This is a genomic window from Nocardia shimofusensis NBRC 100134, from assembly GCF_001613125.1.
Lineage (GTDB): Bacteria > Actinomycetota > Actinomycetes > Mycobacteriales > Mycobacteriaceae > Nocardia > Nocardia shimofusensis.
Genome location: NZ_BDBT01000029.1, coordinates 24,757 through 37,372 on the forward strand (window position 1 = coordinate 24,757; position 12,616 = coordinate 37,372).

The 12,616-nt window shown below is 69.1% G+C and carries 12 protein-coding genes; 7 read left to right on the forward strand and 5 right to left on the reverse strand.

Annotated features, from left to right (window positions below):
- Positions 1-2: 2 nt before the first annotated feature.
- The 7 genes from NS3_RS23205 to NS3_RS23235 all read left to right on the forward strand — a co-directional run bounded on the left by NS3_RS23205 (position 3) and on the right by NS3_RS23235 (position 7,899).
- The gene (locus NS3_RS23205) at positions 3-1,529 is read left to right on the forward strand and encodes an MlaD family protein (protein ID WP_067863431.1); all 1,527 of its coding nucleotides are present in this window, start codon (positions 3-5) and stop codon (positions 1,527-1,529) included.
- Positions 1,529-2,569 (forward strand): MCE family protein, encoded by a 1,041-nt coding sequence (locus NS3_RS23210; protein ID WP_067863433.1) that lies wholly within the window; start codon positions 1,529-1,531, stop codon positions 2,567-2,569. The genes NS3_RS23205 and NS3_RS23210 overlap by 1 nt, the downstream gene beginning before the upstream one ends.
- Positions 2,566-3,564, forward strand: a complete 999-nt coding sequence (locus NS3_RS23215; RefSeq protein WP_067863436.1) for an MCE family protein — start codon at positions 2,566-2,568, stop codon at positions 3,562-3,564. The genes NS3_RS23210 and NS3_RS23215 overlap by 4 nt, the downstream gene beginning before the upstream one ends.
- Entirely contained in the window at positions 3,564-4,667 is a 1,104-nt protein-coding gene (locus tag NS3_RS23220) for an MCE family protein (protein ID WP_067863439.1), read from the forward strand. Before NS3_RS23215 ends, NS3_RS23220 begins: the two co-directional genes overlap by 1 nt.
- Before the next feature lie 8 nt (positions 4,668-4,675).
- Positions 4,676-5,767, forward strand: coding sequence for an MCE family protein (locus NS3_RS23225; RefSeq protein WP_169811677.1), 1,092 nt, complete (start codon positions 4,676-4,678; stop codon positions 5,765-5,767).
- Positions 5,764-6,927 (forward strand): MlaD family protein, encoded by a 1,164-nt coding sequence (locus tag NS3_RS23230; protein ID WP_067863445.1) that lies wholly within the window; start codon positions 5,764-5,766, stop codon positions 6,925-6,927. The genes NS3_RS23225 and NS3_RS23230 overlap by 4 nt, the downstream gene beginning before the upstream one ends.
- Positions 6,928-7,059: 132 nt before the next feature.
- Positions 7,060-7,899, forward strand: coding sequence for a hypothetical protein (locus NS3_RS23235; RefSeq protein ID WP_067863448.1), 840 nt, complete (start codon positions 7,060-7,062; stop codon positions 7,897-7,899).
- Positions 7,900-8,002: 103 nt separating this feature from the next.
- Here the strand turns inward: NS3_RS23235 and NS3_RS23240 are convergent, their stop codons facing one another.
- The 5 genes from NS3_RS23240 to NS3_RS23260 form a co-directional block, all read right to left on the reverse strand.
- Positions 8,003-8,578: a ribonuclease H family protein gene (locus tag NS3_RS23240; protein ID WP_067863545.1), complete on the reverse strand. Its 576-nt coding sequence runs from the start codon at positions 8,576-8,578 to the stop codon at positions 8,003-8,005.
- A gap of 10 nt (positions 8,579-8,588) precedes the next feature.
- Positions 8,589-9,062, reverse strand: coding sequence for an SRPBCC family protein (locus tag NS3_RS23245; protein WP_067863451.1), 474 nt, complete (start codon positions 9,060-9,062; stop codon positions 8,589-8,591).
- Positions 9,063-9,288: 226 nt separating this feature from the next.
- On the reverse strand, positions 9,289-10,527 hold the full coding sequence (lhgD, locus tag NS3_RS23250; RefSeq protein WP_067863454.1) for an L-2-hydroxyglutarate dehydrogenase: 1,239 nt from the start codon (positions 10,525-10,527) through the stop codon (positions 9,289-9,291).
- 169 nt (positions 10,528-10,696) lie between these two features.
- Entirely contained in the window at positions 10,697-11,350 is a 654-nt protein-coding gene (locus NS3_RS23255; protein WP_157101494.1) for a hypothetical protein, read from the reverse strand.
- 449 nt (positions 11,351-11,799) lie between these two features.
- On the reverse strand, positions 11,800-12,591 hold the full coding sequence (locus NS3_RS23260) for a TIGR03084 family metal-binding protein (RefSeq protein WP_067863459.1): 792 nt from the start codon (positions 12,589-12,591) through the stop codon (positions 11,800-11,802).
- Positions 12,592-12,616 lie beyond the last annotated feature (25 nt).

Consider the following 12,616-nt stretch of genomic DNA (forward strand, 5'->3'; position numbering starts at 1 on the left):
AGATGATCATCGATCCCAGTGGGCGCGGGCCCACGATGCGGCAATTGCTGATCGCCGGCGCGTGTGGGCTGTTGGTCTTCGCGGTGGTGCTCGGTCTGCTGATGGCCCGATACCAGGGCTATTTCGTGCCGAAGGTCAATGTGACGGCCAATCTGACCACCACCGGTGACGGCCTGCCGTCCGAGGCGGACGTGAAGTTCCGCGGTGTGCTCGTCGGCGCCGTCGACGAGGTCGAGGTGGCGGCCAAGGGCGAACTGCAGAAGGTGCAGATCGAGCTGAAGCCGGAGTACGCGGGCAGCATCCCGGACAATGTGACCGCCCGCGTGGTGCCCAGCAACCTGTTCGCGGTCACCTCCGTCGAGCTGGTCTTCAACGGGCCCTCCGACACCTACCTGAAGGAAGGGTCGGTCATCGAGGAGGACCGCAGCAAGGGCACGATCGCGCTGCAGGACACGCTCACCACGGTGCGCGACATCCTGGAGAAGATCGACCCGGTGCAGTTCGGCCGCGTGCTCGGCACGCTGTCCCAGGCCCTCGACGGCAGCGGCCGGATGCCCGGCTCGACCGTCGAGCGGCTGGACCGCTGGGTCACCGCGGTCGACGAGTCCATTCCCGACCTCGGCGTGCTGCTCACCGATTTCTCCAATTCCTTCGCCGCGCTCAACGAGTCGGCTCCGGAACTGGTCGACGTGCTCGGCGAGTCCGTGCTCACCGCGCGCACCATCGCCGACCGGCGCACCGAGCTGATGTCGCTGATCACCGGCACCAGCGGCACCATCGACTCGGTGAACACCCTGTTCGCGCGCAATCCCGACGCGGGCAAACAGATCACCGCGGGCACCGCCGACATGTTCGGCGCCATGACCGCGGATCCGTCCGCGATCACCCGCGCGCTGCTGAACCTCAGCGAGTCGCTGCGCAAGCTGAACGCCGTCTTCCACTGGGGTCCGGCGAATCAGATGGTGTGGGACGCGGGCATCACCCTGACGCCGTACAAGCCCTACACGGCCGAGGACTGCCCGCGCTACGACGAGATGGCGGGCCCGAGCTGCGCCACCGCTCCCACGGTGGCCGAGCTGCCGCCGCTCCCGGAGAAGCTGCGCCCGCGCGCGCTGGATTCGGCCAAGGGCCTGCCGCCCGCGGTCCCGGTGCCCGGCCTGCCGCTGATCCCCGGCATGACGGGGCTGGAGTCCCAGGTCGTCGCGCCGGACGATCAAGCCGCGCCCGGCCCGTTCGCGGGCACGCCGCTGGAAGGCATCATCCCCGGCCTGCCCGCACTGCCCGGCCTGCCCGCGCTGCCCGGGCTGACCGCGCCGCAGCCGGCCGGTGCGCCCGCGACCGAACCGGCGACCGAACCCGCCTCGGACCCCGAGGCGGTGACGCCGCAGCAGGCGGGCGCGATCGCCTTCCGTGGTGACGACGCCATCGCGGTGCTGCTCGGCCGCCAGCCGACCACCGCGGAGTACCTGCTGCTCAGCCCGATCCTGAAGGGCGGAACCATGACCGTGTCCGAGAGCGGGGAGCGCTGATGAGCATCCGTAAACCGCTGATCGGCTTCAGCATCTTCGCGCTGGTCTCGATCCTGGTGACCGTGGTCGTCTGGAACACCCTGGCCCGCACCGTCGCAGGCGCCACCAACACCTACACGGCGGTCTTCACCGACGTGCTCGGTCTGCGCGAGGGCGACGACGTCCGGATGGCCGGTGTGCGCGTCGGCAAGGTCGAAGGCATCGATCTCGTCCGCGACGACGACAACGTCTCGGTCGCCGAGGTCACCTTCGTCGTGCAGCGTGACCAGACGATCTACGAGGACACCAAGGCGCTGGTGCGGTACCAGAACCTGATCGGTCAGCGCTACGTCGCGCTGGAACCCGGTGAGGAGACCTCGCCCGCCCCGCTGGAGAACAAGGGCACCATCCCGGTGGACCGCACCGAACCCTCCTTCGACATCTCCGGGCTGCTCAACGGTTTCCAGCCGCTGTTCCAGGTGTTGCAGCCCGAGCAGGTCAACCGCCTGTCGGAGACGTTCATCCTCGCGCTGCAGGGCGACGGCGTCTCGCTGAGCTCGTTCATCGTCCAGGCCGCCCAGCTGGCGACCGACTTCCAGCGCCGCGACGCGATCCTGTCCGACGTCATCACGAACCTGTCCGGGGTGATGTCGGGCCTGGCCAATCGGGGCGAGGAGCTCGAGACGCTGGTGACCCAGACCAGGGCGCTCATCGGCGGGCTCTACGACCAGGGACAGTCCCTGCTCGGCTCCACCGAGACCATCGCCGCCGCGACCACCGACCTGGTCTCCATGGTCGGTCGTATCCAGCCCGGCCTCGAGCTGGCGCAGAACTCGACCACCGCGGCGCTGAACATGCTGCTCTACAACGGCGCCAAGCTCGACCAGGCGGCGGTCGATGTGCCCAACCTGCTCGCGGCGGCCGGTAGGCACACCTCCGAGGGCGCCTACGCCAACGCCTACCTGTGCGGCCTGGACCTCTCCCTCTACGGCGTGCTCTTCCCGCGCGGTCTGTTCTCACAGATCGGCGGCAACTCCCATTCGGCGGTGTGTGGACCATGATCGCGAAGATGAAACGCCGCTTCGACGGCAACCGGAATTTCTGGCTCGGCATCATCGGTGCCGTGGTGGTGGTGGCCCTGCTCGCGGTGGCCAGCGTGTTCCGTCTGCTCGGCGTCGGCCAGCAGGAGATCAAGGCCGAGTTCGTCCAGGCCGCGGGCATCAAGATCGGCGACCGGGTGAACGCGGCGGGCGTCGCGGTGGGCACGGTGGCAGGCGCGGAGATCGAAGGCGATCACGTGCTGCTCACGTTGAACATCGACAACAGCGTGGACCTCGGCCCCGATGCCGAGGCCTCGATCAAGATGGCGACGTTGCTCGGCGCCCGCTATGTCGATCTGAACCCCGGTGACGGGTCGGGCCTGCCCGGCGGGCGGATTCCACTGTCGAACACCAGCGTTCCCTACGATCTGGCCGACGTGGTCCAGATCGGCACGCCGAAGTTCGAGGCGCTCGACACCGAACAGCTGGCCGAGTCGCTGAACGTGATCAACCAGGAGCTCGGGGACACCCCGGCGCTGGCCGCCCAGGCGCTCGACAGCGTCGGCGCGCTGGCCAAGACCATCGACACCCGGCGCGAACAGGTCGACCAGCTGCTCAAGGACCTGGACCGGGTCACCGAGATCCTGGCCGACAACCGCAACAGCGTGCTGCTGGTGATCACCCAGGGCGAGGCCATCGCCAACCGGGTGATGGAACGCCAGGATCTGCTGCGGCAGCTGCTCGACAATGTCGCCGCCCTGACGCGGCAGCTCGAGGAGATCGGCGCGCAGAACGACAACCAGCTCGGCCCGACCATCGCCCAGCTCAACACCATGGCCGAGGGCCTGCAGAAGAACAAGGACAACCTGGACCGGATGCTGTCCATCATGCCGCCGTCGGTGCGCTACCTGGCCAACTCGTGGGGCGGCAGTGGCCCGTACGGCGTGGTCGCGGTGCCGTGGCTGTTCCCGGACAACTGGTTGTGCTTCGCCCAAGTCATCGAGGGGTGCCAGTGATGAAAACCGCCACGACGGCGAAACTCCGGCACGCGGCCAAGGCCGCCGTGATCGGCGTCGCCGCACTCGCCCTGGGCAGCTGCTCGCTGCTACCGGACGCGGTGAATCCGTCGGCCGACACCCGCATCACCGCCGACTTCCAGAACATCGCGGGCATCTTCGTGGGCAACCCGGTGACGGTGCTCGGCCTGCAGGTCGGCACGGTCGAGAAGATCGTGCCCAAAGGCACCCTCGTCGAGGTGCATCTGTCGATCGACTCCGATGTGCAGATCCCCGAGGACGTCGAGGCCGCGATCATCTCGCCCTCGATCGTGACCGACCGGCACATCGAACTCACCCCGGTCTACACCGGCGGCGAGGAACTGGCCGACGGCTCGCATCTGCCCACCGCGCGGACCCGTACCCCGGTCGAGCTGGACACCCTGATCAAGACGATCGACGAGTTCGCCGCCGCACTCGCCCCGCAGCCGGGGTCCGAAGGCATCGGTCCGCTCTCGGGCCGGGTGCTCTACCCGATGCTCGACGGCAACGGCGAGAAGATCCGCGACACCCTCAACGCGCTGTCGGGCGCGCTGAAGGTCGGCGTCGACAACAAGGACGCCGTCTCCAACATCATCGTGCGGCTCAACGAGCTGACCACGATGCTGGCCGAGAACGACCAATCGGTGCGCGATTTCAGCAACCGGGTCACCCAGATGACCGGGCTGCTCGCCGACCAGGCCCCCGGCCTGCAGGCGACGCTGGATCAGCTCAACGCCTTCCTGGCCAACACCTCCACGACCCTGGGCGACTACCAGGGCGAACTGCAGGGCACCCTGACCGGCCTGACCAACGTGACCCAGCAGTTGCGCGACAACGCCTACGAACTCACCGAGGTCGTGGACGTGGCGCCGCTCGCGCTGCAGAACATCGACCGCATCGTGAGCCGCGAGCACCAGTGGGTGCGCCTGAACGCGGCGATCGGCACCTTCCTCAACGGTGAGATCGTCAGCCTGTTCTGCGAGCGGCTGCAGATGCGCGAGGACGGTTGCCGCACCGGCAATGTGCAGGACATGGGACCGGACTACGGTCTCACCGCCGCACTGCTCGGACTGACGAAATGACGAACCGAATGAGCAACAAGGCACGCCGGGCGCTGGTCGCCCTGGCCGCGGTCGCCGGAGTCGGCATCACCTCGGGGTGCAGCCTCACGGTGGAAGATCTGCCGCTGCCCAAGCCGGGGCAGTCCGGGGAGACCTACACCCTGCACGCGGTGTTCGAGAACGCGCTGAACCTGCCCGATCAGGCCAAGGTGAAGATCGGTGGTTCCGACGTCGGCGTGGTCTCCAACATCAAGACCAAGAACTTCCAGGCCGTCGTCGATCTGACCATCGACAGCGATATCGAACTGCCCGAGGGCAGCACCGCCGAGCTGCGCCAGGCAACTCCGCTCGGCGATGTGTTCGTGGCGGTCTCCAAGCCGGTCGCCGAACCGGGCACACCCATGCTCTCCGACGGCGACACGCTGACCCTGGAACAGACCTCCGCGGGCGCCACCGTCGAGCAGCTGCTGATCTCGGTGTCGCTGCTGTTCAACGGCGGCGGCGTGGCGGCGCTGTCCAAGATCGGCGCGGAACTCGATTCCATCGTCGGCGGTCGCGGAGAGCAGCTCGCGCATCTGATCACCGAGCTGACCGGCGTGGTCGGCAGCCTGAACGAGAACTCCGCGCGGGTGGACTCCACCCTCGATCAGTTCCATACGCTGGCGGGCACCCTGGAGAGCCGGCGGGCCGAACTCGGCGAGGTCGCCGACACGCTGCCGCAGATGATCGGCGCCATCGCCGAGAACAACCAGGCCATCGGTGAACTGCTGACCAAGCTCTCGACGGCGAGCGCGGCGATCGGCGACTACTCGGTCACCTCCGGCGAGCAGCTGGCGAACCTGCTGAACAGCACCCACGAACTGATGAACGCGCTGGCGGCGACCGGCAGCGAATTCGAGGTCATGCTCGATCGCATGCACGAGATCCGCCCGAAGGTGGACGCCACCTTCCGCGGCCGCAGCTTCTCCGTCTACGCGACCGCGACGAATCTGGACGTGAGCGCGCTGACCGACCCGGCCTACGCCGGCCTGTGGGACCTCAACGACGTCGCCGACTTCACCGGAAGCATGCTCCAGGTACTGCAGCTGGTGCAGAACCGGGTCGGAGGGGGACAGCGATGAAGTTGTCACGCACGCAATGGCTCTCGGCCCTGGGCCTGCTGCTGGTGCTGGTCGTCGGCGCGAGCTACCTCGCGGTGGCGGTCATGCGGTTCAATCCGCTGCGCTCGGAGTACTCGGTCACGGTGAAGCTGGACCGCTCCGGCGGCCTGCAGCCGGGCAACGACGTGACGCTGCGCGGCTTCCGCATCGGCAAGGTCGATTCCATCGAACTGATCGATCGCGGTCAGGCCATCGCGGCCGTCGCCAGGATCGACAGCGACTACGAGATCCCGGTCGACACCATGGTGTCGGTGCAGGCGCTGTCCGGCGCCGGTGAGCAGTACATCGATTTCCGGCCCAACACCGAGGACGGTCCCTACCTCGGCGACGGCGCTGTCGTCGAGTTCGACGCCGAGCGGGTCAAGACCCCGACACCGATCTGGTCGGTGCTGGACAACTCCAGTCTGCTGATCTCCCAGATCGATCCGGACAAGTTCAGCGTGATCCTCAACGAGCTCGACATCGCGCTCAGCGGCGGCCCCGATCAGCTGCGCGGCATGATCAACGGCATCTCGCTGGCCACCGCGGGCTTGGACTCGCTGCTGCCGCAGACGACCAACCTGATCACCAATCTGCGCACGATCGCCTCCACCACCTCCCAGGCCCAGCCGGATCTGGCGACGCTGACCGCCAACTCCGGGGTGTTGTTCGAGCAGTTCAACAACGCCAACGCCGAGGTGCAGCGGGTGCTCGACCAGGCGCCCGAGCAACTCGCCCGGCTCGGCGCGGTGCTCGACACGACCACCGACCCGATGACCGGCCTGGTCACCAACTTCGTCGCCATCACCAAAGCGGCGCAGCTGCGCCTGCCCGCGCTGCGCGCGCTGTTCCCCTCGCTGGCCGCGGGCGTCGAGGCGCTCGGCGTGCCGGCGGTCAACGGCGAGTTCCGCGCCATGATCGACATCTGGCCGCGTCCCTTCTGCACCTACGACACCGAGGTGTACCGCAACGAAGTGGTGCAGGACGGCGCGATCCCGAAGTGGAACTACTGCGTCAATCCGCCTCCGGGACAGCAGATCCGCGGCGCTGCCAACGCGCCTCGCCCGGATGTGCCGAACAACGGCGCGCAGATGCCGCCCGGTGTGGATCCGAACGAGCGGACCCTCCCGCCGATCAAGTGAGTCGACCCGGGCCGTGGGTGTTCACCTGGGCCCGGCATACTCGCCGACAGAACGGGCACGGTAGCTCTCTCGCAGTGCGACCGGCCACCCGATCGGCGCTCTTCAGCGCCGGGAAAGTGCAGGTACCTATCGATGGCCACCGACAACGCCGACAACACCGACGACAAGGGCACCACGGGAAGCGATGACGAGACCGTGGTGTCGAAGAAGGAAACGTCCGCCGATCCGGACGCGGAGACGGTCGTGGTGAAGAAGGCCGCGTCGACCGAGGCCGCCGAGAAGACCGAGAAGGTCTCGACGGCTGAGACCGCTCCAGCCGCTCCAGCCGCGCCCGCGTCCTCGGGCGGCGGCGCCAAGGGCGGTATAACTCCGCTCGTCGCCGCGTTCGTGGCCGGCATTCTGCTGGTCGCCGCGATCACCGCCGTGGTGGTGTTCTATCTGCAGGCCGATCGCCGTGGCGCCGAACTGGCCGCCGTCGACGACGCCACCCGCGCGGCCTGCGACTTCGGCCGCACGGTCTCGGAGTACGACTACGCCAACGACCTCGAGGGCTACTTCACCAGGGTCGAGGACAACGCCACCGGTGATTTCCGAGAGGAGTTCGACCAGGCGGGCCAGGCGCTGTCGGAGGCGATGGTGCAGGCGCAGGTGAAGTCGTGGGTCGACGACGTGCAGTGCGGCTTCCAGCAGGGCGACACCGAGCAGGCGACTGTGCTGGTCACCATGACCCAGTTCCGCACCAACTTCACCCAGCCGACCCCGGATCGCCAGTTCATCGTGGTGATCGCCGATCTGCGCAACGAAGACGGCAAGTGGAAGGTCGCCAAGCTGGATTCGCCGATGCTCAAGGGCGCGGGCGCGGGTCTGCCCGGCGGCACGCCCGCTCCTGCCGAGGGCGGCACTCCCACCGAAGGCGCTCCGGCCGAGGGGGAGCCCACCGAGGAAGCGCCCGCGCCCGCACCGGGTAACTGATCGGGCGCCCGCACAACCGAATACCGAAGACGCCTCCGGCGGTGGGACCTGGGTCTCCACCGCCGGAGGTCTTTCTCCGTGGACTTCGCGCGCCGTGTGCGGGTCAGAACAGGGTGAGCGCCTGTGGACCCGCCGGGACAGCCTCTCCCGTGGCAGCCTTGCCCGTGACGACCTTCCCTGTGACCGGCGGTTGGGCCGGCGTCGTCACGACGGGCGCGGCCTCGTCGCGCGCAGTCTCCCCCGGAGCTGCCGCCGCTCGCCTGGCAGCCTCACCGGCCAGCGCGTCGGCGCGTTCGTTGAAGTAGTTGCCGACGTGGCCGCGCACCCAGCGGAACCGCACCGGCCCCGGCCGTCCGGCGATGGCCCGATCGATCGCGGCGATCAGTTCGGCGTTCTTGACCGTGTTCCCGTTGGAGGTACGCCAGCCGTTGTTGCGCCAGCCGTGGATCCACTCCGAGGCGCACTTGATGGCGTAGAGCGAATCGCTCTCGATCAGCAGGTGTTCCTCGCCGGGGTGGGCGAGGATCGCCTCGAGGACGGCGCGCAGTTCGGCGACCTGATTGGTGCCGGTGGGCGCTCCGCCGCTGCCGCTGCCGCCGCCCTGATGATCGACCCACGCCCAGCCGATGGCGCCACCGGGGTTGCGCAGGCACGAGCCGTCGGTGCTCACGATGATCATGGCGGGCACTCTATGCGATCCGCCCGACAAGATCGGTTCCGTGGAACTCTTCGATCTCTCTCCGCAACTGCGATTCGGTGCGCCGCAGCGCCCGGCGCACCGCGGCCTCGACCAGCCCGGCGCACATCCGGCCGATCAGGCCGCTCGGTTCGTCGTAGCGGGCCTCGGAGGTCAGGACCGAGCGGCCGTAGCCCAGTGGGTCGAAACGCAGCGTCAGAGTCCCGTGCAGGCGCCGTCCACGCAGCGCGTAGGACAGCACGGCGTTACGCCGGTGCTCGGTGATCTCGCAGCTGATTCGCCCTGGCCACGGCACCAGGCGCGTGGTGGCCGCGAAAACCGCACCGAGGCCCGCGTCGATGTCTCCGATCGGCTCGAAGGCACTGACGCCGAACATCCAGTCCGGCACGAACAGGTGGTTCTCGGTGTAGGTGAAGGCGACCTCGACGGGTGCGCCGACGTCGCTCGCGTATTTGATGTGGCCCATAGGCCCTCCCTGATCCACAGCTGCGACAAAAGTACTACAGCAGTCCTCTTTATTCGAGACCTCGACACGGAATCGCTCGGCGCCCGCGGGCGATCCCGGAGCCTGTCGAGGGGTTCGGAGTTCTTCGGCGAGTTCGGTTTCGGCCGAGCCGGGGCCGAGTCGGAGGGCCGAGTTCAGGGTGGCCGAGTTCAGGGGTGGTGGAGTTCGGAATCGATCGAGTTCCAGATCAATCCTGTTCGGAGTCGGGCGAGTTCGGAGTCGGTGGAGTTCGGAGTCGGTCGACGATATAGCGCGCGATCGGTACGGCCGAGGTCGCCGCGGGCGACGGCGCGTTGAGCACGTGGATCGAGCGTGGTGTGCGCTCGATCAGGAAGTCGTGGACCAGCGTGCCGTCCGGCAAGACCGCTTGCGCCCGGATACCGGCGGGACGCGGCCGCAGATCGCCCACGGTCAGCTCCGGGCAGTACTTGCGGCATTCCGCGAGATAGCCGCGTTTGAACAGCGAGTTGCGCAATTCCCGTGCGCCGGTGCGCAGATGGGTCCTGGCCACCCGTCGCATCCCGGGGAAGGTGAGGATGTCGCGCAGGTCGCGCAGATCCACGCTGCCCTTGCGGTAGCCCTCCCGCGACAGACCGAGCACCGCGTTCGGGCCGACGGTCAGCGCGCCGTCGACCGTGGGACTCAGGTGCACGCCGAGGAACGGGAGGCTCGGATCGGGGATCGGATAGATCAGTGTGTTCACCAGATCGGCACGCTCGGGCGGTAATTGGTAGTACTCGCCGCGGAACGGGACGATGCGCAGGCCGATGTCCAGTCCCGCGAGCCGGGCCATCCGGTCGGCCTGCAGGCCCGCGCACACCACCAGCGTGCGCGCCGTCCAGCGCCGGGCCGGCCCCGCCGTGCTCGCAGTACTTTCTACGGTGACGTGCTCGTCGGTCTCGGTGATCGCGGTGACCGGCGCGTCGAGCACCACCGTCCCACCGAGCGCGCGTACCCGCCCGGCCAGCGCCTCGGTGATCGCGCGATAGTCGACGATGCCGGTGCCGGGCACGAACAGCGCGCCCAGGCCGGTGACATGTGGCTCGCGCCTGCGCAATTCGGCCGCGTCGAGCAGTTCGACCCGCACGCCGTTGGTGATCGAGCGCTCGTGCAGCGCCAGCATCCGCTCGTGCTCGACGGCGTCGGTGGCCACCAGCAGCTTGCCGCAGATGCGGTGCTCGATCCCGTGTTCGCGGGCGAACTCGGTGGTCCAGCGTGCACCCGCGCGGCACAGTCGCGCCTTGAGGCTGTCGGGCTCGTAGTAGATGCCGGAGTGGATCACGCCGCTGTTGTGCCCGGTCTGGTGGGCGCCGAGCCGGTCGGCCTTCTCCACCAGCACCACGCTCGCGCCGGGGTTCCTGCTCAGCAGTTCGTGAGCCGTCGCGACGCCGACGATGCCGCCGCCGATCACACAGAAGTCGTACACGTCGGCACACAGTACTTCGCTCGCCCGAGGCCGCCCCGTCGCGTGGCGACGGAGGCACGGCGCACGTTTACCCGGGCACGGCGTGTGGCTCCGTGGGCGCAGGGCGCGTGGCCGGGCGGGCACAGGGCGCCGGACACCCGGCTCGTGGCTCCCTGGGCGCCGCGCGTGGCTACGCGGACGGCAGGGGGCCGGTGGGGCGCGCAGGCGGCGTCGTGCCCGGCATCTCCACGCTCCGCTCGCCGAGCACCGGGTCGGAGAAGCCGACCGCCACCCCACCGCGCCCACGGTCGATCTCGGTACTGAGCGTGGTGGAATCGCCGGGGGCGGTGGGGAAGTCGGTGAGCGCCCCGTACAGCGCCGCGGTGACCTCGGGGTCGATCGTGAGGGTGACCGTCGTGCGCTGTTCGTCGCGGCGGGTGTCCACCTCGGCCACGCCGAGGTCGAGATGGCCTCCGGACTCGGATCGACGGGCGGGCGCGGGCTGGGCTCCGGCTTGCTCGCCGCCGGCGGGGAGATCGACGGGATCGGCCGCGGGCTCGGTGACGGCCGCGCGGACCCGGCCCTCCGCCCCGCCGACGGCGAACGAGGCAGGGGCCGGGACGCCGGGCGCTGCGGCGGTGAATGCCCGCGCGATCCGGGGCTCCACCTCCACGACCGAGCGGTCCGGTCGGTCAAGGGTGGTTGCCGGTGCGGTGCTCGAGGCGCTCGGTGATATCTGGCTCATCACGTAGGCCCCCGCGGCCACGGTCAGGGTGAGGCTGGCCGCGCTCGCGGACACGATCGCGGTGTACCTGGCGGCCTGATTCGCCTGTTGTCCGGTCACGATGCGTTCCTCCTCGGTGTCCCGAAAGCCCCGGTGGTGTCCCGAAAGTCCGGTGGTGTCCCGAAAGTCCGGCCCGCATCGTCGAAAGCCGGACGCGAGGCCAGCGTACGACAGCGGCCGAACGGCGAACTCCGGTGCGTCCAGGATCACATTCGCACGTTTCCGCGGGGTTTCCATCGAGCGGCAATGGGTATCCCTGGCTGAGCAGGCGAGCGCCATACTCGACTGCCGGCGAGACCTCCGGCCAACGGCGTCCGGCCGTCGACACGAACGGCGCACCCAAGTTTGGCGCTCGCTTGCTCCCCGGCTCGATCCCTCGGCTCGCCTGCTTTCCGGCTCGATCCCTCGGCTAGCTCGTTTCCGGCTCGATCCCTCGGCTAGCTCGTTTCCGGCTCGATCCCTCGGCTAGCTCGTTTCCGGCTCGATCCCTCGCCCGAGCCGCTCGTGCTTCAGTCGAACTGGCCCGCCGTCCGCCCCGACCCGCTCGGTCCCGCGAAGGCTTGAGCGATGCTCAGCCATTGGACGGCCTCGGCTCCCCGCGCGCGCACCGCGAGGTCGTCCGGATGCCGTCGCTGTGTCACCAGCAGGCAGAAGTCGACCGCGGGTCCGCTCACTCGCTGGGTCGCCGTCTCGGGGCCCCAGGTCCACAGACCGCCGTCCGGCGCGGTGAGCTCGATCCGGAACTCCTCGGCGGGCGGCGTCTCGCCGCGCACCGCGTACGCGAAATCGCGGGTGCGCACGCCGATGTGCGCGATCCCGCGCAGCCGCGCCGTGGGTTCCCTGCGCACGCCGAGGGCGTCGGCCACGTCCTGCCCGTGCGCCCAGGTCTCCATCAGCCGGGCGGTGGTCATCGAGGCGGCGCTCATGGGCGGGCCGAACCACGGCAGCTTCGTCCCCGCGGGCACCGCGCGCAGGGCCGCGATCAGACCGTCGCGTCCAGCACGCCAGCGCCGCAGCAGATCGGCGGGCGCCATCTCGGCGGCCTCGGCGGCGACATCGTCGACCATGGTGAGCACGCCCGCCCCGGCCTCGGTGACCCGCCGGGTGAACTCGGCCGGATCGGTCGCGGCGACGGTGGCGATCTCGTCGGTCCAGGCCAGGTGCCCGATCTGATGGGCGATGGTCCAGCCGGGCGCCGGCGTCTCGGTACGCCACTGCGCGTCGGTCAGCGGGGCCACCAGCTTTTCGAGATCCGCGCATTCCGCGGCGAAATCGCCGAGCAGAACTTCCAGGTCAGCCATCACTACCCCTTGCCGGTCAGGGGCA